Origin of the sequence: Enterobacter sichuanensis, from assembly GCF_009036245.1 — a bacterium.
Lineage (GTDB): Bacteria > Pseudomonadota > Gammaproteobacteria > Enterobacterales > Enterobacteriaceae > Enterobacter > Enterobacter sichuanensis.
On record NZ_CP027986.1, the window covers coordinates 724106 to 747912 of the forward strand.

Below are 23807 nucleotides of genomic sequence, written 5' to 3' on the forward strand. Positions count from 1 at the left end.
AGGCGTAAAGGGTTTTAATATCATTAAGTTATAAGTTCTATGAATCAATCCGGGCCCTTCGGTAAAAGAGTGTGAATAACAGCTTGTTAACGTAATGAGGTGCAGCGGCAATAACAGTTTAATAATACTTAAGTCATCATTAACTCTCGGGGAATTGTATATTTGTTTGGTTTATGGTTTCATCTCAATCCTAAAGTTAAACATATCATTTGCACCTTTTATTGTCGTTCTTTTAGTGTCTTTATATATTCCGAATTTTAAACAATTCTCTTTCGCTGGTCATATTTGCATGATAAATCATATTTTTCGAGATTATTACAATACGTTGGCAAAGGGAGTGTAGCGTGACAGTGGAGTCTGAAGTGCCAGAAAATAATATTAAACAAGCTCAAACTGCTGATGGGATTAAACCGCAGTTACGTACCGTGGACCTGAATCTGTTGACGGTGTTTGATGCTGTCATGCAGGAACAGAATATCACCCGCGCGGCACAAACGTTGGGGATGTCACAGCCTGCGGTCAGTAATGCCGTCGCCAGGCTCAAGGTTATGTTTAACGATGAACTGTTCGTCCGCTATGGCAGGGGGATTCAGCCCACGGCGCGTGCATTTCAGCTATTCGGCTCAATCCGCCAGGCGCTGCAGTTGGTACAAAATGAATTGCCGGGCTCGGGGTTTGAACCCTTAAGCAGCGAACGCGTTTTTCATCTTTGTGTCTGTAGCCCATTAGATAATTATTTAACGTCGATAATATATAATAAGGTGGAAGAGATCGCACCGAATATCAATTTGGTCTTTAAATCCTCTCTTAATCAAAACACCGAACATCAGCTACGTTATCAGGAGATCGAATTTGTCCTGGGATATGAAGAGTTCCGTCGGCCTGAATTTTCCTGCGTACCGCTGTTTAAAGATGAAATGGTGTTGGTCGCCAGTAAAAAACATCCGCGCCTGACTTCTCCGCTACGAGAAAGTGATGTTTATAACGAGCAGCACGCCGTTGTTGCTCTCGACAGGTACGCTTCTTTTAGCCTGCCGTGGTATGACACGGCGGATAAACAGGCGTGTGTAGCCTATCAGGGCATGGCGATGGTCAGCGTATTAAATGTGGTCTCCCAGACACACCTGGTGGCCATTGCGCCACGCTGGCTGGCAGAAGAGTTTTCTGAGCCCTTAAATCTGCAAATTTTGCCACTGCCGCTTAAGCTTAATAGCCGAACCTGCTATCTCTCCTGGCATGAAGCGGCGGGGCGGGATAAAGGACATCAGTGGATGGAAGAGTTGCTTGTTAGCATTTGTCGCCGGTAAACGCATCAGGATAAATCGCATCAGGTTATGTGGTTTATCCTGTGTTTATTAAGCGTAGTGATATTTTATTCTGTTGTGCTTTTTCTCGGGCGGCTGTCTGGTTCGCAAAAATAGATGATTTCCTGCATTGTCGCGCTTTTCAGCGATGATTCGTCATCCCATCCTCCATTCTCAGATGAATTAACCATATCTTCCGTTAACGGCTGCTTTTTCTGCTTCAGGCACCGATTGTCTCCCCGGGTTTGCTAATTGCCTGCCTCAAAACGAGCGGTTAAGGTAAAGAACACTCTGCAAAAATATAAGATTGGTTTATCCCAATCGTAAGACGGTGCGGAAATGATTTCGGCAGTCCGTCTGTAACACAATGCCTGGAGGCAAAGCATGGAGATGTTGTCTGGCGCGGAAATGGTCGTCCGGTCGCTGATCGACCAGGGCGTGAAGCAAGTGTTCGGCTACCCTGGCGGCGCGGTCCTTGATATTTATGATGCGCTGCATACGGTTGGGGGCATTGACCATGTTTTGGTACGTCACGAGCAGGCGGCGGTCCACATGGCTGACGGCCTGGCGCGTGCGACGGGTGAAGTGGGCGTGGTCTTAGTCACGTCCGGTCCCGGCGCAACAAACGCCATTACCGGCATTGCAACGGCGTATATGGACTCTATTCCGCTGGTGATCCTCTCCGGGCAGGTGGCAACCTCACTGATTGGCTACGATGCGTTTCAGGAGTGCGACATGGTCGGGATTTCGCGTCCCGTGGTGAAGCACAGCTTCCTGGTTAAGCAAACCGAAGACATTCCAGGCGTACTGAAAAAAGCCTTCTGGCTGGCGGCAAGCGGGCGTCCGGGTCCGGTCGTGGTCGATCTGCCTAAAGATATCCTGAACCCGGCCAACAAACTGCCTTACGTCTGGCCGGAATCGGTGAGCATGCGTTCCTACAACCCAACCACGCAAGGCCATAAAGGTCAAATTAAGCGCGCGTTGCAAACGCTTCTGGCAGCTAAAAAACCGGTTGTCTATGTTGGTGGCGGCGCGATCAATGCTGCCTGCGAGGTCCAGCTGCGTGAACTCATTGAAAAGCTTAACCTTCCTGTTGCATCGTCGCTGATGGGACTGGGGGCATTTCCCGCTACCCACCGTCAGGCACTGGGTATGCTGGGTATGCACGGCACCTATGAAGCCAACATGACGATGCACCATTCCGATGTGATCTTTGCCGTAGGCGTGCGCTTTGACGATCGCACGACCAACAATCTGGCGAAGTATTGTCCGAACGCGACCGTCCTGCACATTGATATCGATCCGACGTCAATCTCAAAAACGGTGTCGGCTGACGTGCCGATCGTCGGAGATGCCCGACAGGTCCTGGAGCAAATGCTGGAGCTACTGGGGCAGGAAAGTGCTACCCAGCCGCTGGATGAGATCCGCGACTGGTGGCAGCAGATTGAACAGTGGCGTGCGCGTCAGTGTCTGAAATATGATACGCACAGTGAAAACATTAAGCCGCAGGCGGTTATCGAAGCGGTGTGGCGGCTGACCAAAGGTGAAGCGTATGTGACCTCCGATGTAGGGCAACACCAGATGTTTGCCGCCCTGTATTATCCATTTGATAAACCGCGACACTGGATCAACTCGGGTGGTTTAGGAACGATGGGATTTGGTCTGCCCGCCGCGCTGGGCGTTAAGCTGGCGCTGCCGAATGAAACCGTCGTCTGCGTGACCGGAGATGGCAGTATCCAGATGAACATTCAGGAGCTGTCGACTGCGCTGCAATATGAACTGCCGGTTCTCGTGCTGAACCTGAATAACGGCTACCTCGGCATGGTGAAGCAGTGGCAAGATATGATCTATTCTGGCCGTCACTCACAGTCATACATGAAATCGCTACCGGATTTTGTTCGCCTCGCAGAAGCATACGGCCATGTTGGCATGCGTGTGACTGAGCCGGCTGAGCTGGAAACGAAGCTCGCAGAAGCGCTTGAACACGTTAAAAACAACCGCCTCGTCTTTATGGATGTCATTGTTGATGGCACCGAGCACGTTTATCCGATGCATATTCGTGGTGGGGGTATGGATGAAATGTGGTTAAGCAAAACGGAGAGAACCTGATATGCGCCGGATATTGTCTGTTTTACTGGAAAACGAGTCTGGCGCCCTGTCGCGCGTCATTGGGCTTTTTGCACAGCGCGGCTATAACATTGAAAGCCTGACTGTCGCCCCGACGGATGACCCAACGCTGTCGCGCATGACGATCCAGACCGTCGGCGACGCGAAAGTCCTTGAGCAAATTGAAAAACAGCTGCATAAACTGGTCGACGTACTGCGCGTGAGCGAGCTGGGGCAGGGGGCCTACGTTGAACGTGAGGTCATGCTGGTGAAAATTCAGGCCAGTGGCTACGGGCGTGAAGAAGTCAAACGCAATGCGGATATTTTCCGCGGACAGATTATCGACGTCACGCCTTCTCTTTATACGGTGCAGTTGGTGGGGACGAGCGACAAGCTGGATGCTTTCCTGGCATCCGTGCGGGATGTAGCCAAAATTGTTGAGGTGGCGAGATCGGGTGTAGTGGGTCTGTCACGCGGCGAGAAAATCATGCGTTAGTTGTCAAAAAGGTTCGCCTCTTTCTGCCCGGTCACCAAAGCCGGGCTTTTTTTTGCGTAATCAGCCGACAACGCAGATAAAAGCGGTTGCCGCGAAGGCTTTTCTGCGTTTAGATGTTAAAAGATTTAACCATAACCTTGACAGGGCCATGGACTCTTTTCTTTTTTTAAGGGGCAATTGTGAAACTGGATGAAATCGCCCGGCTAGCCGGCGTGTCACGAACAACGGCCAGCTATGTGATTAACGGTAAAGCAAAACAGTACCGTGTCAGCGATAAGACCGTTGAAAAAGTTATGGCGGTGGTTCGTGAACATAACTACCATCCGAATGCTGTCGCAGCCGGCCTGCGTGCCGGGCGCACTCGCTCTATTGGTCTGGTGATCCCGGACCTGGAAAACACCAGCTATACCCGTATCGCCAACTATCTTGAGCGTCAGGCGCGCCAGCGCGGCTATCAACTGCTGATTGCCTGCTCGGAAGATCAGCCCGACAACGAGATGCGCTGTATTGAGCATCTGCTCCAGCGTCAGGTCGATGCCATTATCGTGTCGACTTCCTTACCCCCGGAGCATCCATTCTACCAGCGCTGGGCGAACGACCCGTTCCCGATCGTCGCGCTGGATCGTGCCCTGGACCGCGAGCATTTCACGAGCGTCGTGGGTGCCGATCAGGATGATGCAGAAATGCTGGCCGCTGAGCTAAGAACGTTCCCGGCAGAAACCGTGCTTTATCTTGGCGCGCTGCCTGAGCTTTCTGTGAGTTTTTTGCGTGAGCAGGGTTTCAGAACCGCCTGGAAAGACGATCCGCGCGAGGTACATTACCTCTATGCCAACAGCTACGAACGTGAAGCCGCTGCGCAGTTGTTCGAGAAATGGCTGGAGACGCACCCGATGCCTCAGGCGTTGTTCACTACCTCTTTTGCACTTCTGCAAGGGGTAATGGATGTGACCTTACGGCGTGAAGGCAAGCTCCCCTCCGACCTGGCCATTGCCACTTTCGGCGATAACGAGCTGCTGGACTTTCTCCAGTGCCCGGTGCTGGCGGTAGCACAGCGTCATCGTGATGTGGCTGAACGCGTGCTGGAGATTGTGCTGGCGAGTCTGGATGAGCCCCGTAAACCGAAGCCAGGCCTGACGCGTATCAAACGTAATCTCTACCATCGCGGAATTTTAAGCCGTCATAAATGAAATGTCCGGGGCGGAGAAATCTGCCCTATTTTGTTGTGATAATTCGGGAAGATAATTCCCGGAGAGAAATTAGGATAATTCTTGAGGGATCATAATCTCCTATTTTTCTTAATTCATTCTGACGCTTAAATTGTCCTTTTAAGAACGACTGAGCCCTTTTAATCGGCTATTTTTGTATTACTTTGTTACAAACCCTCTTCGGTCGATGAATATTCAGACGTTTTTTCTCTTCCTTTGACAGCTGACCTGCTAACCGCCGCGTTTACCGTGTGTCCTGGTGAATCTGGCACTGTTATCCCCTGAGAATCTGTCATAAAATGCTGCCCGCGTCGCAAACTGACACTTTATATTTATCTGCGATGATATTGAGTGGGCTTTAACGCTAGTGTGCATATTCGGTTTTTTTCTTACAAATATTCATAACGTTAATTTTGCCTCGCCAGTTGTGCAGTTATTAACCAGGAGTGTTTATCTCTGTAAATAGAGGGCTTTCGGGTCCTTACAGGGAGAGTCCTGGCTTGACAAGCTTTTCCCTCGCTCCGTAAACTCCTTTAGGTGGGAATTTGTGGGTTAAAGTGGTGAGGAGGGGTGAGACTGGCATGTTCCGTGGAGCAACGTTAGTCAATCTCGACAGCAAAGGGCGTTTATCGGTACCAACCCGATACCGCGACCAGCTGATTGAGAACGCTGCGGGTCAAATGGTTTGCACCATTGACATTAACTCCCCCTGCCTGCTGCTTTACCCCCTGCCTGAATGGGAAATTATTGAGCAAAAGCTGTCGCGACTGTCGAGCATGAACCCGCAGGAACGCCGCGTGCAGCGGTTGTTATTGGGACATGCCAGTGAATGTCAGATGGATAACGCAGGGCGATTACTGATTGCGCCTGTATTACGGCAACATGCCGGTCTGACCAAAGAAGTGATGCTGGTCGGGCAGTTCAACAAATTTGAACTGTGGGATGAAACGACCTGGTATCAACAGGTCAAGGAAGATATCGACGCTGAGCAGTCTGATTCCGCGACATTATCGGAACGGCTGCAGGACTTGTCTCTATAAATATGATGGAAAATTATAAACATAAAACGGTGTTACTGGACGAGGCTGTTAACGGCCTGAATATTCGTCCGGATGGCATCTACATTGATGGCACTTTTGGTCGCGGTGGCCACTCGCGTTTGATCCTCTCCCAGCTGGGTGAGGAAGGACGTCTGCTGGCAATCGATCGCGATCCGCAGGCGATTGCCGTTGCACAGACCATCAATGATCCACGTTTTTCCATCGTGCATGGACCTTTCTCTGCGCTCGCGGAATACGTTGCCGAGCGCGGCCTGACGGGCAAGATCGACGGGATTCTTCTCGATCTTGGCGTCTCTTCACCTCAGCTTGATGATGCTGAACGCGGCTTCTCTTTTATGCGCGATGGTCCGTTGGACATGCGGATGGACCCGACGCGTGGTCAGTCTGCCGCCGAGTGGTTACAGACCGCTGACGAAGCGGATATTGCATGGGTCATCAAAACCTTTGGCGAAGAGCGTTTTGGCAAACGTATTGCGCGCGCCATTGTTGAGCGCAACCGCATTGAGCCAATGACTCGCACCAAAGAGCTGGCCGAAGTGATCGCGGCGGCGACGCCGGTGAAGGATAAACACAAACATCCCGCGACCCGTACCTTCCAGGCGGTTCGCATCTGGGTAAACAGTGAACTGGAGGAAATAGAGCTGGCGCTAAAAAGCTCGCTCGACGTGCTGGCCCCGGGTGGGCGGTTATCCATCATCAGCTTCCATTCGCTGGAAGACCGTATTGTGAAACGCTTTATGCGTGAACAAAGTCGCGGTCCACAGGTGCCAGCGGGGCTGCCGATGACGGAAGAACAACTCAGGAAGCTGGGTGGCCGTCAGTTGCGAGCATTAGGCAAGTTGATGCCGGGCGAAGAAGAGGTGGCAGAGAATCCACGTGCCCGTAGTTCAGTGCTGCGTGTTGCAGAGAGGACGAACGCATGATCGGCAGAGTGACAGAGACCCTCAGCAAAGTTAAGGATTCGTTAGGAAGCAACGAGCGCCATGCCTTGCCTGGCGTGATCGGCGACGATCTTTTGCGGTTCGGGAAACTGCCACTCTGCCTGTTCATTTGCATCATTGTTACGGCAGTTACGGTGGTGACTACCGCACACCATACACGTTTATTGACTGCGCAACGCGAGCAGTTGGTACTGGAACGCGATGCGCTGGATATTGAATGGCGAAATCTGATCCTTGAAGAAAACGCGCTCGGCGATCACAGCCGGGTTGAACGGATCGCAACGGAAAAGCTGCAACTGCAGCATGTTGATCCTTCCCAGGAAAATATCGTAGTACAAAAATAAGGGAAAACGCGACGCATGAGAGCAGCGGCAAAAACGCTAAAACCAAAACGTCAGGAAGAACAGGCCAACTTTATCAGTTGGCGTTTTGCGTTGCTTTGCGGCTGCATTTTACTGGCGCTGGGTTTCCTGCTGGGACGCGTGGCCTGGTTACAAATCGTCGCGCCTGACATGCTGGTACGCCAGGGGGACATGCGTTCCCTCCGTGTCCAGGAAGTCGCCACTTCCCGCGGGATGATCACCGACCGTTCTGGCCGTCCTCTGGCGGTGAGCGTGCCGGTGAAGGCGATCTGGGCCGATCCGAAAGAGCTGCACGACGCGGGGGGGATCACGCTCGACAATCGCTGGAAAGCGCTGTCTGATGCGCTGAAAATGCCGCTCGATCAGCTGGCTTCCCGCGTTAATGCCAACCCGAAAGGGCGTTTTATCTATCTGGCGCGTCAGGTTAACCCTGACATGGCAGACTACATCCGCAAACTCAAGTTGCCGGGTATTCATCTGCGTGAAGAGTCACGCCGTTACTACCCGTCCGGCGAAGTAACCGCTCACCTCATTGGCTTTACCAACGTCGACAGCCAGGGGATTGAGGGCGTTGAAAAAAGCTTCGATAAGTGGCTCACCGGCCAGCCTGGCGAGCGAATCGTGCGTAAAGACCGCTATGGGCGCGTTATCGAAGATATCTCGTCTACGGACAGCCAGGCGGCACACAACCTGGCCCTGAGTATTGACGAGCGCCTGCAGGCGCTGGTCTACCGCGAGCTGAACAACGCTGTGGCATTCAACAAGGCGGAGTCAGGCAGCGCCGTGCTGGTAGATGTCAGCACCGGTGAAGTACTGGCGATGGCCAACAGCCCATCCTACAACCCGAACAATTTTACCGGTACCGCCAAAGATGCGATGCGTAACCGGGCCATTACCGACGTGTTCGAACCCGGCTCCACGGTAAAACCGATGGTCGTGATGACGGCGCTGCAACGCGGTATCGTCAATGAAAACACGGTTCTGAACACGATCCCATACCGTATTAACGGCCACGAGATTAAAGACGTGGCGCGCTACAGCGAATTGACCCTGACCGGGGTGTTACAGAAGTCGAGTAACGTCGGTGTTTCAAAGCTGGCGTTAGCGATGCCGTCCTCAGCGTTAGTAGAGACTTACTCACGTTTTGGACTTGGAAAGGCGACCAATTTGGGGTTGGTCGGAGAACGCAGTGGCTTATATCCTCAAAAACAACGGTGGTCTGACATAGAGAGGGCCACCTTCTCTTTCGGCTACGGGCTAATGGTAACCCCGTTACAGTTAGCGCGAGTCTACGCAACGATTGGCAGCTACGGCGTCTATCGCCCGCTGTCGATTACCAAAGTTGATCCACCGGTTCCGGGCGAGCGTATCTTCCCGGAATCTATCGTTCGCACTGTCGTGCATATGATGGAAAGCGTAGCGCTGCCTGGCGGTGGTGGCGTGAAGGCGGCGATTAAAGGCTATCGCATCGCCATCAAAACCGGTACAGCGAAAAAAGTGGGGCCAGACGGCCGCTACATCAACAAATACATTGCCTATACCGCAGGCGTTGCGCCTGCAAGCAATCCGCGTTTTGCGCTGGTGGTCGTGATAAACGATCCACAGGCGGGTAAATACTACGGCGGCGCCGTCTCTGCGCCTGTGTTTGGCGCCATCATGGGCGGCGTATTGCGCACCATGAACGTTGAACCGGATGCGCTGGCGACGGGCGAAAAAAGTGAATTTGTAATTAATCAAGGCGAGGGTACAGGTGGCAGATCGTAATTTGCGCGACCTTCTCGCTCCGTGGGTGCCAAATGCACCGGAGCGAGCACTGCGAGAGATGGTACTGGACAGCCGCGTAGCGGCTTCTGGCGATCTTTTTGTGGCGGTGGTCGGTCATCAGGCGGACGGGCGTCGTTATATCCCGCAGGCGATTGCGCAAGGTGTTGCTGCCATTATTGCTGAGGCCAAAGATGAGGCTACTGACGGCGAGATCCGTGAAATGCACGGTGTGCCGGTTATCTATCTCAGCCAGTTAAACGAGCGTCTTTCCGCGCTGGCGGGGCGTTTCTATCATGAGCCCTCTGACCAGCTGCGTCTGGTGGGCGTGACCGGGACAAACGGAAAAACCACCACCACGCAATTGATGGCGCAGTGGGCCCAGTTACTGGGTGAGACCGGCGCAGTCATGGGCACCGTAGGTAACGGCCTGCTGGGCAAAGTCATCCCGACAGAAAATACCACCGGCTCCGCGGTTGACGTACAGCATGTCCTTGCCGGTCTGGCAGAGCAGGGGGCCACCTTTGCGGCGATGGAAGTCTCTTCGCACGGTCTGGTACAGCATCGCGTAGCGGCACTGAAGTTTGCCGCCTCGGTGTTCACAAACCTGAGCCGCGATCATCTTGATTATCATGGTGATATGGAGCATTACGAAGCTGCAAAATGGCTGCTTTACTCCACGCACCATTACGGACAAGCCATCATCAACGCCGACGACGACGTCGGTCGCCGCTGGCTGGCAGCGCTGCCGGACGCGGTTGCGGTGTCGATGGAAGATCATATTAATCCGAACTGCCATGGTCGCTGGCTGAAAGCGGTTGAGGTTCACTATCACGACAGCGGGGCGACGATCCGCTTTGCCTCCTCCTGGGGGGAAGGCGAAATTGAAAGCCGCCTGATGGGGGCGTTTAACGTCAGCAACCTGCTGCTGGCGCTGGCGACGCTGCTGGCGCTGGGTTATCCGATGGCTGAACTGCTTAAAACTGCCGCGCGTTTGCAACCGGTTTGTGGCCGTATGGAAGTGTTTAGTGCCCCTGGCAAGCCTACCGTCGTGGTGGATTATGCCCACACGCCGGATGCGCTGGAAAAAGCGCTGGAAGCGGCGCGTCTGCACTGCACGGGTAAACTCTGGTGCGTGTTTGGCTGCGGCGGCGATCGCGATAAAGGCAAACGCCCGCTAATGGGGGCTATTGCGGAACAGTTCGCGGATATTCCGGTTGTCACCGATGACAACCCGCGTACGGAAGAGCCGCGCGCCATCATCAATGACATTCTGGCGGGCATGCTGGACGCGGGTCGTGCTCGCGTCGTGGAAGGCCGAGCGGAAGCCGTGACGAACACCATCATGCAGGCTCAGGAGAACGATGTTGTCCTGCTGGCGGGTAAAGGTCATGAAGATTATCAGATTGTTGGCAACCGCCGTCTGGACTACTCGGACCGCGTAACGGCAGCACGTCTGCTGGGAGTCGTGGCATGATTAGCCTTTCATTAAGCCAGGCGGCTCAAATCCTGCAGGGCGACCTGTATGGTCAGGATCGCACCATTGATGCTGTGACGACGGACACCCGCAAAGTCACTGCCGGCTGTCTGTTTGTGGCCCTGAAAGGGGAGCGTTTTGATGCGCACGATTTTGCGGATAACGCCAAAGAAAATGGCGCCGGTGCGCTGCTGGTTAGCCGCAAGCTGGATAGCGATCTGCCACAGATTGTGGTGAAAGATACGCGTCTCGCGTTCGGTGAACTGGCTGCCTGGGTTCGTCAGCAGGTGCCGACGCGCGTCGTCGCCCTGACCGGGTCATCCGGCAAAACGTCCGTGAAAGAAATGACGGCGGCAATCCTGAGTCAGTGCGGCAATACGCTTTACACCGCGGGCAACCTCAATAATGACATCGGCGTGCCGATGACATTACTTCGCCTGACCAAAGAGCATGAATTTGCCGTGATCGAGTTAGGAGCTAACCACCAGGGGGAAATCGCCTGGACCGTGAGCCTGACTCGCCCGGAAGCCGCGCTGGTCAATAACCTGGCGGCTGCGCATCTGGAAGGCTTTGGTTCACTGGAAGGTGTGGCGAAAGCGAAAGGTGAGATCTACACCGGTCTGCCGGCAAACGGCATTGCCATTATGAATGCCGATAACAATGACTGGCTGAACTGGCAGAGCATCATTGGCTCGCGTAAAACCTGGCGCTTCTCGCCAAATGCGGCCAACAGTGATTTTACCGCGACCAATATTCATGTGACGTCGCAGGGTACGGAATTCACGCTCATGACCCCAACGGGGGGCGTGGATGTGCTGTTGCCGCTTCCGGGCCGCCATAACATTGCCAATGCCCTTGCGGCAGCGGCGTTGTCGACCGCGGTGGGTGCATCACATGAGGCGATTAAAAACGGGCTGGCAAACTTAAAAGCCGTCCCGGGACGCCTGTTCCCCGTCCAGCTTGCGGAAAACAAACTGCTGCTGGATGACTCCTACAACGCGAACGTTGGCTCCATGACGGCGGCGGTGCAGGTGTTGTCGGAGATGCCGGGCTACCGCATCATGGTGGTCGGTGATATGGCTGAGCTGGGCGACGAAAGCGAAGCCTGTCATACCCAGGTAGGGGAAGCGGCGAAAGCGGCAGGGCTGGACTGCGTCCTGAGCGCAGGAAAACTGAGCAAGGCGATTAGCCAGGCCAGCGGCGTTGGCGAACATTTTGCCGATAAAGCCGCGTTGATTGAGCGCCTTAAGGCATTAATTACAGAAAAACAAATTGTGACAGTGTTAGTGAAAGGTTCACGTAGTGCCGCCATGGAAGAGGTTGTGCACGCATTACAGGAGAACGGGACATGTTAGTTTGGCTGGCCGAACATTTGGTCAAATATTATTCAGGCTTTAACGTCTTTTCCTATCTGACGTTTCGCGCCATCGTCAGCCTGCTGACTGCGCTGTTCATCTCATTGTGGATGGGCCCGCGCATGATTGCCCGTCTGCAAAAACTCTCTTTCGGCCAGGTTGTGCGTAACGACGGTCCGGAATCGCACTTCAGCAAGCGCGGTACGCCGACCATGGGTGGGATCATGATCCTGACCGCCATTGTCGTTTCCGTGCTGTTGTGGGCGTACCCGTCCAACCCGTACGTCTGGTGTGTGCTGACGGTACTGGTGGGGTACGGGATCATCGGTTTTGTTGATGATTATCGTAAAGTCGTTCGCAAAGATACCAAGGGTCTGATCGCGCGCTGGAAATATTTCTGGATGTCGGTGATCGCGCTGGGCGTGGCCTTCGCGCTGTATCTGGCAGGCAAAGACACGCCAGCGACCGAGCTGGTCGTGCCGTTCTTTAAAGACGTGATGCCACAGTTGGGGCTGTTTTATATCCTGCTGGCCTACTTCGTGATTGTAGGTACCGGTAACGCGGTGAACCTGACCGACGGTCTGGATGGCCTGGCCATTATGCCAACCGTCTTTGTGGCCGCCGGTTTTGCACTGGTGGCGTGGGCGACCGGTAACATGAACTTTGCGAACTACCTGCACATCCCTTATCTGCGTCACGCGGGTGAGCTGGTGATCGTCTGCACGGCGATTGTCGGCGCAGGGCTGGGCTTCCTGTGGTTCAACACCTATCCGGCGCAGGTCTTTATGGGTGACGTTGGTTCACTGGCATTGGGCGGCGCGCTCGGCATTATTGCTGTGCTGCTGCGTCAGGAGTTCCTGCTGGTGATCATGGGTGGCGTGTTTGTGGTTGAGACCCTGTCGGTCATTTTGCAGGTTGGCTCCTTCAAGCTGCGCGGACAGCGCATCTTCCGTATGGCGCCTATTCACCATCACTATGAACTGAAAGGCTGGCCGGAGCCGCGCGTCATTGTGCGCTTCTGGATTATTTCGCTGATGCTGGTGCTGATTGGCCTGGCAACGCTGAAGGTACGTTAATCATGGCAGATTACCAGGGCAAAAAGGTCGTTATCATCGGGTTAGGCCTCACGGGCCTGTCCTGCGTGGACTTTTTCCTCGCGCGTGGCGTGACGCCGCGCGTGATGGATACGCGTGTCTCTCCGCCGGGTCTGGAAAAACTGCCGGAACAGGTTGAACGCCACCTTGGTGGTCTGAATGATGACTGGCTGCTGGCAGCCGATCTGATTGTCGCAAGCCCGGGTATGGCGCTGGCACATCCTTCACTGAGCGCTGCCGCGGATGCAGGCGTTGAGATTATCGGCGATATCGAGCTGTTCTGCCGCGAAGCGCAGGCACCGGTTATCGCGATTACTGGTTCTAACGGGAAAAGCACCGTCACCACCCTGGTGGGTGAGATGGCGAAAGCGGCGGGCATGAACGTCGGAGTCGGCGGTAATATCGGCCTGCCGGCGCTGATGCTGCTGGACAAAGGCTGTGAGCTGTATGTCCTCGAGCTTTCAAGCTTCCAGCTGGAAACCACCTCCAGCCTGCATGCTGCCGCTGCGACGATCCTCAACGTGACTGAAGATCATATGGACAGGTATCCATTTGGTCTGCAGCAGTACCGTGCCGCCAAGCTGCGCGTTTATGAGAATGCAAAGGTCTGCGTCGTTAACGCAGATGATGCGCTGACCATGCCGGTGCGCGGCGCGGACGAGCGCTGCATCAGTTTTGGCATCACTATGGGTGATTACCATCTGAACCGTCAGCTGGGCGAAACCTGGCTGCGTGTGAAAGGTGAGAAAGTGCTGAACGTGAAAGAGATGAAACTTTCTGGTCAGCATAACTATACCAATGCGCTGGCAGCGCTGGCGCTTGCGGACGCAGTCGGGCTGCCACGCTCCTCCAGCCTGAAAGCGTTGACGACGTTTTCCGGTCTGGCGCACCGTTTCCAGCTCGCGCTGGAGCATAACGGCGTGCGCTGGATTAACGACTCCAAAGCCACCAACGTGGGAAGCACCGAGGCCGCGCTGAACGGCCTGCACGTTGACGGTACTCTGCATTTACTGCTGGGCGGCGACGGCAAATCTGCTGATTTCTCCTCCCTGAAGCCGTATCTCTCAGGTGATAACATCCGCCTGTACTGTTTCGGCCGTGACGGCGGCGAGCTGGCTGAGCTGCGCCCTGAGATTGCCGAGCAGACCGAAACCATGGAACAGGCGATGCGGCTGATTGCCCCTCGCGTGAAGCCAGGCGATATGGTACTGCTCTCTCCGGCGTGTGCCAGCCTCGATCAATTCAAGAATTTCGAACAGCGTGGTGATGTCTTTACCCGTCTGGCGAAGGAGTTAGGCTGATGCGTTTATCTCTCCCTCGCCTGAAAATGCCGCGCCTGCCAGGATTTGGGATCCTGGTATGGCTGTTTGCGGCACTCAAAGGCTGGGTGATGGGCTCTCGTCAAAAAGATAATGACAGCCTGATCATGTACGATCGCACGCTGTTCTGGCTCACGCTGGGACTGGCGGCGGTCGGCTTTATCATGGTGACGTCTGCTTCCATGCCCGTCGGGCAGCGTCTGGCGAACGATCCTTTCCTGTTTGCCAAGCGTGATGGCCTGTACATCATCCTGGCGTTCTGCCTGGCGCTGGTCACCCTGCGTCTGCCGATGGAGTTCTGGCAGCGGCACAGTACGGCGATGCTGATCGCCTCGATTATTATGCTGCTGATTGTTCTGGTCGTCGGGAGCTCCGTTAACGGGGCATCCCGCTGGATTGCCTTTGGCCCGCTGCGTATTCAGCCTGCGGAATTTACCAAGCTTTCCCTGTTCTGCTACCTGGCGAACTACCTGGTGCGTAAAGTGGATGAAGTGCGTAACAACCTGCGCGGCTTCTTAAAACCGATGGGCGTGATTCTGGTGCTGGCGGTGTTACTGCTGGCGCAGCCTGACCTTGGTACGGTGGTCGTACTGTTTGTAACGACGCTGGCCATGCTGTTCCTGGCGGGCGCAAAACTGTGGCAGTTCATCGCTATCATCGGGATGGGGATATCAGCGGTTGTGCTGCTGATCCTCGCCGAGCCTTACCGTATTCGCCGTGTGACCTCGTTCTGGAACCCGTGGGAAGACCCGTTCGGCAGTGGTTACCAGCTGACGCAGTCGCTGATGGCCTTTGGCCGCGGTGAAGTCTGGGGACAGGGTCTGGGCAACTCGGTTCAAAAACTGGAGTATTTACCGGAAGCGCACACTGACTTCATCTTCTCCATTATTGCGGAAGAACTGGGTTATATCGGTGTGGTATTAGCGTTATTAATGGTATTCTTCGTCGCTTTCCGTGCCATGTCCATCGGCCGGAAAGCGCTGGAGATCGATCACCGCTTCTCAGGTTTCTTAGCCTGCTCAATTGGTATCTGGTTTAGTTTCCAGGCATTGGTTAACGTCGGGGCCGCAGCGGGCATGCTGCCGACCAAAGGTCTGACGTTGCCGTTGATCAGTTATGGTGGTTCCAGTCTGTTGATTATGTCGACGGCCATCATGCTGTTGTTGCGCATAGATTATGAAACGCGTCTGGAAAAAGCCCAGGCGTTTACACGAGGTTCACGATGAATCAACCGAAGCGGTTAATGGTGATGGCAGGCGGTACCGGCGGACACGTGTTCCCGGGGCTGGCGGTTGCGCACCATTTAATGGATCAGGGCTGGCAGGTACGCTGGCTGGGAACCGCAGACCGCATGGAAGCCGATCTGGTACCGAAGCACGGTATCGAGATCGACTTTATCCGTATTTCTGGCCTTCGAGGCAAAGGCCTCAAGGCAATGCTGCTGGCGCCGGTGCGTATTTTTAACGCCTGGCGTCAGGCGCGCACCATCATGAAGCGCTTTAAGCCTGATGTGGTGCTGGGTATGGGCGGCTATGTCTCGGGTCCTGGTGGGCTGGCCGCGTGGTCGTTAGGGATTCCCGTCGTGCTGCATGAGCAGAACGGTATTGCCGGCCTGACCAACAAGTGGCTGGCGAAAATCGCCACCAAAGTGATGCAGGCGTTTCCCGGTGCGTTTCCGAAAGCAGACGTGGTGGGTAACCCGGTGCGTGTCGACGTGCTGGCGCTGCCGCTGCCGGATGCTCGCCTGGCGGGTCGTGAAGGGCCGGTTCGGGTGCTGGTCGTCGGCGGTTCGCAGGGCGCGCGCATTTTAAACCAGACGATGCCGCTGGTTGCCGCAAAGCTGGGTGATGCCGTTACCATCTGGCACCAGAGTGGAAAAGGCGCTCAGCAGACCGTTGAGCAGGCTTATGCCGAGGCAGGGCAGCCGCAGCATAACGTCACCGAGTTTATCGATGACATGGCCGCCGCTTATGCCTGGGCCGATGTCGTCGTTTGTCGCTCAGGTGCGCTGACGGTGAGCGAGATTGCCGCCGCCGGGTTGCCGGCCCTGTTTGTGCCGTTCCAGCACAAAGACAGACAGCAGTACTGGAACGCATTGCCGCTCGAGAAGGCCGGCGCGGCGAAAATTTTTGAGCAGCAACAGTTTACCGCCGACGCGGTCGCCACCACCCTTGCGGGCTGGAACAGAGACGTATTACTGGAGATGGCAGAACGCGCGCGCGCGACCGCTATTCCTGATGCGACTGAACGGGTGGCAAAAGAAGTGAGTCTGGCATCCCAGGCTTAACCCTCGCAGCGCGTGAAGCGCGGCACGAATTTTTAGTAGTCGATGGCGTTTAGAGAATGAATACACAACAACTGGCAAAACTGCGTTCAATCGTGCCCGAGATGCGTCGCGTCCGGCACATTCACTTTGTTGGCATCGGTGGTGCTGGCATGGGCGGTATTGCCGAAGTGTTAGCTAACGAAGGCTATCAGATCAGCGGGTCTGACCTGGCGCCAAACCCTGTTACGCAGCAGCTGGCGTCACTTGGGGCGACTATCTATTTCAACCATCGCCCGGAAAACGTGCGCGATGCGAGCGTGGTGGTGGTATCGAGTGCCATCTCCTCTGACAACCCGGAAATCGTTGCCGCCCATGAAGCGCGCATTCCGGTGATCCGCCGCGCAGAAATGCTGGCGGAACTGATGCGTTTCCGTCACGGCATTGCGATTGCCGGGACCCACGGTAAAACCACGACCACGGCGATGGTTTCCAGTATTTATGCGGAAGCGGGTCTTGACCCGACGTTCGTCAACGGCGGTTTGGTAAAAGCCGCTGGCGTGCATGCGCGTCTGGGACACAGTCGTTATCTGATTGCGGAAGCGGATGAAAGCGATGCGTCGTTCCTGCACCTGCAGCCGATGGTGGCGATTGTCACGAACATCGAAGCTGACCATATGGATACCTACCAGGGTGACTTCGAGAACTTAAAGCAGACCTTTATCAACTTCCTGCATAACCTGCCGTTCTATGGACGTGCGGTAATGTGCGTAGACGATCCGGTCATTCGCGAGCTTCTGCCGCGCGTGGGTCGTCAAATCACCACTTACGGCTTCAGTGAAGACGCTGACGTCCGCGTGGAAGAGTACAAACAGATTGGCGCGCAGGGACACTTCACTCTGGCGCGTCAGGACAAAGAGCTGCTCCACGTGACGCTGAATGCGCCGGGGCGTCATAACGCTCTTAACGCCGCTGCGGCAGTGGCCGTTGCGACGGAAGAAGGCATTGATGACGACGCAATCCTGCGTGCGCTGGAAAGCTTCCAGGGGACCGGGCGTCGTTTCGACTTCCTCGGTGAATTCCCGCTGGATGCCGTAAACGGTAAAACCGGCACTGCGATGCTGGTGGACGACTACGGTCACCATCCGACCGAAGTCGACGCCACCATTAAAGCCGCACGTGCAGGCTGGCCTGACAAAAATCTGGTGATGATCTTCCAGCCGCACCGTTTCACGCGTACGCGCGATCTGTACGACGATTTCGCCAGCGTCCTGTCACAGGTGGATACGCTGCTGATGCTGGACGTATATTCCGCGGGCGAAACACCGATTCCGGGCGCGGACAGCCGTTCCCTGTGTCGCACGATTCGCGGACGCGGTAAAGTTGACCCTATTCTGGTTTCTGACCCGGCACAGGTGGCGGAAATTCTGGCACCGGTCCTCACCGGTAACGATTTGATTCTGATTCAGGGCGCGGGAAATATCGGTAAAATCGCCCGTACCTTAGCGGAAATCAAACTGAAGCCGCAAAACCAGGAGGATGAGCATCATGGCTGATAAGATTGCTGTCCTGTCTGGTGGTACCTCCGCAGAGCGTGAGGTTTCCCTGAATTCCGGCGCTGCGGTGCTGGCGGGCCTGCGTGAGGGCGGCGTTAATGCCCACCTGGTTGATCCAAGAGAGGTCGACGTAACGCAATTAAAAGCGCTGGGCTTCGATAAAGTCTTTATCGCGTTACATGGCCGGGGGGGTGAAGACGGTACCCTGCAGGGATTGCTGGAATTAATCGGCATGCCGTACACCGGTAGTGGCGTGATGGCATCCGCCATCTCTATGGATAAACTGCGCAGTAAGTTACTGTGGCAGGGCGCGGGATTACCGGTTGCGCCGTGGGTGGCACTGACGCGTCGCGAATTTGAATTGGGCCTTCTGGATAGCGTTAATACACGCATTGCGGAACTGGGCTTACCGGTTATTGTAAAGCCGAGCCGGGAAGGGTCGAGCGTGGGGATGTCTAAAGTCGACAAAGCTGACGATTTAGCCTCCGCTTTAGCGCTGGCATTTCAACATGATGAAGAAGTTCTGATTGAAAAATGGCTTAGCGGGCCGGAATTTACCGTCGCAATGCTTGGTGAAGAAATTTTACCGTCAATCCGTATCCAACCGGCCGGAACCTTCTATGATTATGAGGCAAAGTATCTCTCTGATGAGACGCAATATTTCTGCCCTTGTGGTCTGGATGCTGAGCGTGAAGCCGAATTACAGTCCCTGGTGCTTAAAGCCTGGCATATTCTGGGTTGTCGCGGCTGGGGACGCATCGACGTGATGCAGGACCGTGATGGACAATTTTATCTGCTGGAAGCGAATACGTCCCCGGGAATGACCAGCCACAGCCTTGTGCCGATGGCCGCTCGTCAGGCGGGGATGAGCTTCTCGCAGTTAGTCGTACGCATTCTGGACCAGGCGGGCTGATATGTCTCAGGCTGCATTGAACACGCGCAACCGCGATGACGAAGAAGAATACGCCTCTTCACGCCGGAGTAATGGAACGCGTCTTGCAGGCATTATTTTCCTGCTCGGGGTGCTGTGCACCGTGTTTATCAGCGGCTGGATGGTACTGGGCTGGATGGAAGATGCGCAGCGGTTGCCACTTTCTAAGCTGGTGGTCACCGGTGAGCGCCACTACACGCGTAACGATGATATTCGCCAGTCAATTCTGGCGCTGGGGTCTCCCGGCACCTTTATGACTCAGGACGTTAATATTATCCAGAGCCAGATTGAACGTCTGCCATGGATAAAACAGGCGAGTGTAAGAAAGCAATGGCCTGATGAATTGAAGATTCATCTGGTTGAATATGTGCCCATTGCGCGTTGGAATGATCAGCACATGGTTGACGTAGACGGAAACTCCTTCAGCGTCCCGGCCGATCGTGTCAACAAGCAAAATTTACCGATGTTGTATGGCCCTGAAGGTAGCGAAAACGAAGTGTTACAGGGTTTTCGTGAAATGGGTCAGGTGCTGGCGAAGGACAGGTTTACGTTAAAAGATGCTGCGATGACGGCGCGCCGCTCCTGGCAGTTGACGTTAACGAACGGCATTAAGCTCAACCTGGGTCGCGGGGACACAATGAAGCGTCTGGCGCGTTTTGTAGAACTTTACCCGGTTTTACAGCAGCAGGCACAGACTGACGGCAAACGGATAAGCTACGTTGATTTGCGCTATGACTCAGGCGCAGCAGTCGGTTGGGTACCGGCTCCGGTCGAGGAACCTAATCAGCAACAGAATCAGGCACAGGTACAGGCAGAACAACAATGATCAAGGCGACGGACAGAAAACTGGTAGTTGGACTGGAGATTGGCACCGCGAAGGTTGCCGCTTTAGTAGGGGAAGTTCTGCCCGACGGTATGGTCAATATCATTGGCGTAGGCAGTTGCCCGTCCCGTGGTATGGATAAAGGTGGGGTAAACGATCTTGAATCGGTGGTGAAATGCGTCCAGCGCGCCATCGATCAGGCTGAATTGATGGCCGATTGCCAGATTTCTTCTGTCTATCTGGCCCTTTCTGGCAAGCACATTAGCTGCCAGAACGAAATCGGTATGGTGCCGATTTCCGAAGAAGAAGTGACGCAGGAAGACGTTGAAAATGTTGTGCATACGGCGAAGTCCGTGCGTGTGCGCGATGAGCATCGCGTGCTGCATGTGATCCCGCAGGAATACGCGATTGACTACCAGGAAGGCATTAAAAACCCGGTCGGTCTCTCCGGCGTACGTATGCAGGCAAAAGTGCACCTGATCACATGTCACAACGATATGGCGAAGAACATTGTAAAAGCCGTTGAACGTTGTGGCCTGAAAGTTGACCAACTTATTTTCGCCGGTCTTGCAGCAAGTTATTCCGTGCTGACCGAAGATGAACGTGAACTGGGCGTCTGTGTGGTCGATATTGGTGGTGGTACAATGGACATGGCCGTGTATACCGGCGGTGCGCTGCGCCACACCAAAGTGATCCCTTATGCCGGGAACGTGGTGACCAGCGATATCGCTTACGCTTTTGGTACGCCACCGAGCGATGCAGAAGCGATCAAAGTGCGCCATGGCTGTGCGCTGGGGTCTATCGTTGGCAAAGATGAGAGCGTTGAAGTGCCAAGCGTCGGTGGTCGTCCACCGCGTAGCCTGCAGCGCCAGACGTTGGCAGAGGTCATTGAGCCGCGCTATACCGAGCTGCTCAACCTGGTCAACGAAGAGATTTTACAGTTACAGGAACAGCTTCGTCAGCAGGGCGTGAAACATCATCTTGCGGCGGGGATTGTATTAACCGGCGGTGCAGCGCAAATTGAAGGTCTTGCGGCCTGTGCGCAGCGCGTGTTCCATACGCAAGTACGTATTGGCGCGCCGCTGAATATCACCGGTTTAACGGATTATGCTCAGGAGCCGTATTATTCAACGGCTGTTGGCCTGCTCCACTACGGGAAGGAAACGCATCTCAGTGGTGAAGCAGAAGTGGAAAAACGCGTCTCAGTGGGGTCGTGGGTCAAACGACTGAACAACTGGCTGCGAAAAGAGTTTTAATTTTTTTAAGAGACCGGAGAGAATTAGCGGTCTCGGGCGACAGGCACAACGGAGAGAGAAATTATGTTTGAACCTATGGAACTGACCAACGACGCGGTGATTAAAGTCATCGGCGTCGGTGGCGGCGGCGGTAACGCCGTAGAGCATATGGTGCGTGAACGCATTGAAGGTGTTGAATTCTTTGCAGTTAACACCGATGCGCAGGCACTGCGTAAGACGGCTGTAGGCCAGACTATCCAGATCGGCGGTGGTATCACCAAAGGGCTGGGAGCCGGGGCTAACCCGGAAGTGGGTCGCAATGCGGCTGAAGAAGATCGCGAAGCGCTGCGCGCTGCACTGGAAGGTGCAGACATGGTCTTCATCGCAGCAGGTATGGGTGGCGGTACCGGTACCGGCGCAGCACCTGTTGTGGCTGAAGTGGCGAAAGATTTAGGGATCCTGACCGTTGCTGTCGTGACCAAGCCTTTCAATTTTGAAGGCAAGAAGCGTATGGCCTTCGCGGAGCAGGGTATCACCGAGCTGTCCAAGCATGTGGACTCACTGATCACCATCCCGAACGACAAACTGTTGAAAGTTCTGGGCCGCGGTATCTCTCTGCTGGATGCGTTCGGTGCAGCAAACGACGTGCTGAAAGGCGCGGTGCAGGGTATCGCTGAACTGATTACCCGTCCTGGCCTGATGAACGTTGACTTTGCTGACGTTCGCACCGTGATGTCCGAAATGGGCTACGCGATGATGGGCTCTGGCGTGGCGAGCGGTGAAGACCGTGCAGAAGAAGCGGCTGAAATGGCTATCTCTTCTCCACTGCTGGAAGATATCGATCTGTCTGGCGCGCGCGGTGTGCTGGTCAACATTACCGCTGGCTTTGACCTGCGTCTGGATGAGTTCGAAACCGTGGGTAATACCATCCGTGCGTTCGCCTCTGACAATGCGACAGTGGTAATCGGTACGTCTCTTGACCCTGAAATGAACGACGAACTGCGCGTAACTGTTGTGGCGACCGGTATCGGCATGGACAAGCGTCCTGAGATCACCCTGGTGACCAACAAACAGACTCAGCAACCGGTAATGGATCGTTACCAGCAGCACGGGATGTCTCCTCTGACTCAGGAGCAGAAACCGGCCGCGAAAGTGGTGAACGACCCAACGCCGCAAACGGCGAAAGAGCCAGATTATCTGGATATCCCGGCGTTCCTGCGTAAGCAAGCTGACTAAGAATTGGCTGGAATTTGGGGATTTGCGCTCTTTGTGCTAAACTGGCCCACCGTTAGTGATATACACTCTCGGTTGGATAGTTAATTTGGCGAGATTATACGATGATCAAACAAAGGACACTTAAACGTATCGTTCAGGCGACGGGTGTCGGTTTACATACCGGCAAGAAAGTCACACTGACGTTACGCCCTGCGCCGGCCAATACCGGGGTCATCTATCGTCGCACTGACTTGAATCCACCGGTAGATTTTCCGGCCGATGCCAAATCTGTGCGTGATACTATGCTCTGTACTTGTCTGGTGAACGAGCATGACGTGCGGATTTCTACCGTAGAGCACCTGAACGCCGCCCTGGCGGGGCTGGGTATCGACAACATTATTGTTGAAGTCGATGCACCAGAAATCCCGATTATGGATGGCAGTGCTGCTCCGTTCGTTTATCTGTTGCTGGATGCCGGCATCGAAGAACTGAACTGCGCGAAGAAATTTGTTCGCATCAAAGAGACCGTTCGCGTCGAAGATGGCGACAAATGGGCTGAATTCAAACCGTACAATGGTTTCTCGTTGGACTTTACCATCGACTTTAACCATCCGGCGATTGATGCAAGCACCCAACGCTATGCGATGAACTTCTCTGCCGATGCGTTTATGCGTCAGATCAGCCGAGCCCGTACATTTGGCTTCATGCGTGATATCGAATATCTGCAGTCCCGCGGCCTGTGCCTGGGCGGCAGCTTCGATTGTGCCATCGTTGTTGACGATTATCGCGTACTGAACGAAGACGGCCTGCGTTTTGAAGATGAATTCGTTCGTCACAAAATGCTGGACGCTATCGGCGACCTGTTCATGTGTGGTCACAACATCATTGGTGCATTTACCGCGTTCAAATCCGGTCATGCACTGAACAACAAATTGTTGCAGGCCGTCCTGGCTAAACAGGAAGCCTGGGAATATGTGACCTTTGAAGACGAAGCGGAACTGCCGCTGGCTTTCAAAGCACCAAACATGGTTCTGGCGTAACGGTTCATCCCGTTTCGTAAAAAAAATCGACTGGTTAACCTGGTACTCTCTCCGACCAGGAAGACCAGTCGTTTTTATTTTTACCCTTCGTTGATTGCCCCCTGCGTTATCCCTTATTTACTCTGCGCAGAAAATGTGTGCGTTAGCTGCATTCTTGACCGTTTTTCCCCGCGGCGGCACCTCATTCCTGCTGATGTGTATTGGCTTTAGTGGTAATATCTGGGCGCTTAAAAAAATAACTGAATTCAGCCTGTACCGGGCTG

The 23807-nt window shown here is 54.6% G+C and carries 20 protein-coding genes; all 20 read left to right on the top strand.

Features of this window, described 5'->3' with window-relative positions; genetic code table 11:
* The first annotated feature begins 362 nt into the window (after positions 1 to 362).
* The 20 genes from leuO (at position 363) to lpxC (ending at position 23544) form a co-directional block, all read left to right on the top strand.
* Positions 363 to 1307, top strand: a complete 945-nt coding sequence (gene leuO / locus C1N69_RS03445; protein ID WP_094918010.1) for a transcriptional regulator LeuO — start codon at positions 363 to 365, stop codon at positions 1305 to 1307.
* Positions 1308 to 1688: 381 nt separating this feature from the next.
* Positions 1689 to 3413 (top strand): acetolactate synthase 3 large subunit, encoded by a 1725-nt coding sequence (ilvI, locus tag C1N69_RS03450; RefSeq protein ID WP_025756746.1) that lies wholly within the window; start codon positions 1689 to 1691, stop codon positions 3411 to 3413.
* A gap of 1 nt (position 3414) precedes the next feature.
* Positions 3415 to 3906 carry an acetolactate synthase small subunit gene (ilvN, locus tag C1N69_RS03455; protein ID WP_014882536.1) on the top strand — a complete coding sequence of 164 codons (492 nt, stop codon included), beginning with the start codon at positions 3415 to 3417 and terminating at the stop codon, positions 3904 to 3906.
* A gap of 179 nt (positions 3907 to 4085) precedes the next feature.
* Positions 4086 to 5093, top strand: coding sequence for a catabolite repressor/activator (gene cra, locus C1N69_RS03460; RefSeq protein ID WP_014168621.1), 1008 nt, complete (start codon positions 4086 to 4088; stop codon positions 5091 to 5093).
* Positions 5094 to 5692: 599 nt separating this feature from the next.
* Positions 5693 to 6151, top strand: coding sequence for a division/cell wall cluster transcriptional repressor MraZ (gene mraZ, locus C1N69_RS03465; protein ID WP_021240528.1), 459 nt, complete (start codon positions 5693 to 5695; stop codon positions 6149 to 6151).
* 2 nt (positions 6152 to 6153) lie between these two features.
* Positions 6154 to 7095, top strand: a complete 942-nt coding sequence (gene rsmH / locus C1N69_RS03470) for a 16S rRNA (cytosine(1402)-N(4))-methyltransferase RsmH (protein ID WP_023310390.1) — start codon at positions 6154 to 6156, stop codon at positions 7093 to 7095.
* Positions 7092 to 7457 (top strand): cell division protein FtsL, encoded by a 366-nt coding sequence (gene ftsL, locus C1N69_RS03475; protein WP_025756747.1) that lies wholly within the window; start codon positions 7092 to 7094, stop codon positions 7455 to 7457. The genes rsmH and ftsL overlap by 4 nt, the downstream gene beginning before the upstream one ends.
* A 15-nt stretch (positions 7458 to 7472) precedes the next feature.
* On the top strand, positions 7473 to 9239 hold the full coding sequence (locus tag C1N69_RS03480) for a peptidoglycan glycosyltransferase FtsI (protein ID WP_047957749.1): 1767 nt from the start codon (positions 7473 to 7475) through the stop codon (positions 9237 to 9239).
* Complete coding sequence (murE, locus tag C1N69_RS03485; protein ID WP_025756749.1) at positions 9226 to 10713, top strand: UDP-N-acetylmuramoyl-L-alanyl-D-glutamate--2,6-diaminopimelate ligase; 1488 nt, start codon at positions 9226 to 9228, stop codon at positions 10711 to 10713. The genes C1N69_RS03480 and murE overlap by 14 nt, the downstream gene beginning before the upstream one ends.
* Positions 10710 to 12068, top strand: a complete 1359-nt coding sequence (gene murF / locus C1N69_RS03490) for a UDP-N-acetylmuramoyl-tripeptide--D-alanyl-D-alanine ligase (RefSeq protein WP_155030691.1) — start codon at positions 10710 to 10712, stop codon at positions 12066 to 12068. The genes murE and murF overlap by 4 nt, the downstream gene beginning before the upstream one ends.
* Complete coding sequence (mraY, locus tag C1N69_RS03495; protein ID WP_008501985.1) at positions 12062 to 13144, top strand: phospho-N-acetylmuramoyl-pentapeptide-transferase; 1083 nt, start codon at positions 12062 to 12064, stop codon at positions 13142 to 13144. Before murF ends, mraY begins: the two co-directional genes overlap by 7 nt.
* A gap of 2 nt (positions 13145 to 13146) precedes the next feature.
* Complete coding sequence (murD, locus tag C1N69_RS03500) at positions 13147 to 14463, top strand: UDP-N-acetylmuramoyl-L-alanine--D-glutamate ligase (RefSeq protein ID WP_045284795.1); 1317 nt, start codon at positions 13147 to 13149, stop codon at positions 14461 to 14463.
* The gene (gene ftsW, locus C1N69_RS03505) at positions 14463 to 15707 is read left to right on the top strand and encodes a cell division protein FtsW (RefSeq protein WP_025756752.1); all 1245 of its coding nucleotides are present in this window, start codon (positions 14463 to 14465) and stop codon (positions 15705 to 15707) included. The genes murD and ftsW overlap by 1 nt, the downstream gene beginning before the upstream one ends.
* On the top strand, positions 15704 to 16768 hold the full coding sequence (murG, locus tag C1N69_RS03510) for an undecaprenyldiphospho-muramoylpentapeptide beta-N-acetylglucosaminyltransferase (protein WP_155030692.1): 1065 nt from the start codon (positions 15704 to 15706) through the stop codon (positions 16766 to 16768). Before ftsW ends, murG begins: the two co-directional genes overlap by 4 nt.
* 56 nt (positions 16769 to 16824) lie before the next feature.
* Positions 16825 to 18300 carry a UDP-N-acetylmuramate--L-alanine ligase gene (murC, locus tag C1N69_RS03515; protein ID WP_025756754.1) on the top strand — a complete coding sequence of 492 codons (1476 nt, stop codon included), beginning with the start codon at positions 16825 to 16827 and terminating at the stop codon, positions 18298 to 18300.
* Positions 18293 to 19213 carry a D-alanine--D-alanine ligase gene (locus C1N69_RS03520; RefSeq protein WP_155030693.1) on the top strand — a complete coding sequence of 307 codons (921 nt, stop codon included), beginning with the start codon at positions 18293 to 18295 and terminating at the stop codon, positions 19211 to 19213. The genes murC and C1N69_RS03520 overlap by 8 nt, the downstream gene beginning before the upstream one ends.
* A gap of 1 nt (position 19214) precedes the next feature.
* Positions 19215 to 20057 (top strand): cell division protein FtsQ, encoded by an 843-nt coding sequence (gene ftsQ / locus C1N69_RS03525; protein WP_025756756.1) that lies wholly within the window; start codon positions 19215 to 19217, stop codon positions 20055 to 20057.
* Complete coding sequence (gene ftsA / locus C1N69_RS03530) at positions 20054 to 21310, top strand: cell division protein FtsA (protein ID WP_025756757.1); 1257 nt, start codon at positions 20054 to 20056, stop codon at positions 21308 to 21310. Before ftsQ ends, ftsA begins: the two co-directional genes overlap by 4 nt.
* Before the next feature lie 63 nt (positions 21311 to 21373).
* Positions 21374 to 22525 (top strand): cell division protein FtsZ, encoded by a 1152-nt coding sequence (gene ftsZ / locus C1N69_RS03535; RefSeq protein WP_008501978.1) that lies wholly within the window; start codon positions 21374 to 21376, stop codon positions 22523 to 22525.
* Between the two features lie 101 nt (positions 22526 to 22626).
* Positions 22627 to 23544, top strand: coding sequence for a UDP-3-O-acyl-N-acetylglucosamine deacetylase (gene lpxC, locus C1N69_RS03540; protein ID WP_025756758.1), 918 nt, complete (start codon positions 22627 to 22629; stop codon positions 23542 to 23544).
* Positions 23545 to 23807: the final 263 nt, after the last annotated feature.

What these genes read in the sequence shown, in the direction of transcription:
- ilvN (WP_014882536.1), top strand. Translation starts at nt 3,415, where the DNA reads ATGCGCCGGATATTGTCTGTTTTACTGGAAAACGAGTCTGGCGCCCTG.
- murD (WP_045284795.1), top strand. Translation starts at nt 13,147, where the DNA reads ATGGCAGATTACCAGGGCAAAAAGGTCGTTATCATCGGGTTAGGCCTC.
- ilvI (WP_025756746.1), top strand. Translation starts at nt 1,689, where the DNA reads ATGGAGATGTTGTCTGGCGCGGAAATGGTCGTCCGGTCGCTGATCGAC.
- murC (WP_025756754.1), top strand. Translation starts at nt 16,825, where the DNA reads ATGAATACACAACAACTGGCAAAACTGCGTTCAATCGTGCCCGAGATG.
- ftsQ (WP_025756756.1), top strand. Translation starts at nt 19,215, where the DNA reads ATGTCTCAGGCTGCATTGAACACGCGCAACCGCGATGACGAAGAAGAA.
- murG (WP_155030692.1), top strand. Translation starts at nt 15,704, where the DNA reads ATGAATCAACCGAAGCGGTTAATGGTGATGGCAGGCGGTACCGGCGGA.
- lpxC (WP_025756758.1), top strand. Translation starts at nt 22,627, where the DNA reads ATGATCAAACAAAGGACACTTAAACGTATCGTTCAGGCGACGGGTGTC.
- ftsL (WP_025756747.1), top strand. Translation starts at nt 7,092, where the DNA reads ATGATCGGCAGAGTGACAGAGACCCTCAGCAAAGTTAAGGATTCGTTA.
- C1N69_RS03520 (WP_155030693.1), top strand. Translation starts at nt 18,293, where the DNA reads ATGGCTGATAAGATTGCTGTCCTGTCTGGTGGTACCTCCGCAGAGCGT.
- murF (WP_155030691.1), top strand. Translation starts at nt 10,710, where the DNA reads ATGATTAGCCTTTCATTAAGCCAGGCGGCTCAAATCCTGCAGGGCGAC.
- ftsA (WP_025756757.1), top strand. Translation starts at nt 20,054, where the DNA reads ATGATCAAGGCGACGGACAGAAAACTGGTAGTTGGACTGGAGATTGGC.
- ftsW (WP_025756752.1), top strand. Translation starts at nt 14,463, where the DNA reads ATGCGTTTATCTCTCCCTCGCCTGAAAATGCCGCGCCTGCCAGGATTT.
- rsmH (WP_023310390.1), top strand. Translation starts at nt 6,154, where the DNA reads ATGATGGAAAATTATAAACATAAAACGGTGTTACTGGACGAGGCTGTT.
- mraZ (WP_021240528.1), top strand. Translation starts at nt 5,693, where the DNA reads ATGTTCCGTGGAGCAACGTTAGTCAATCTCGACAGCAAAGGGCGTTTA.
- ftsZ (WP_008501978.1), top strand. Translation starts at nt 21,374, where the DNA reads ATGTTTGAACCTATGGAACTGACCAACGACGCGGTGATTAAAGTCATC.
- mraY (WP_008501985.1), top strand. Translation starts at nt 12,062, where the DNA reads ATGTTAGTTTGGCTGGCCGAACATTTGGTCAAATATTATTCAGGCTTT.
- C1N69_RS03480 (WP_047957749.1), top strand. Translation starts at nt 7,473, where the DNA reads ATGAGAGCAGCGGCAAAAACGCTAAAACCAAAACGTCAGGAAGAACAG.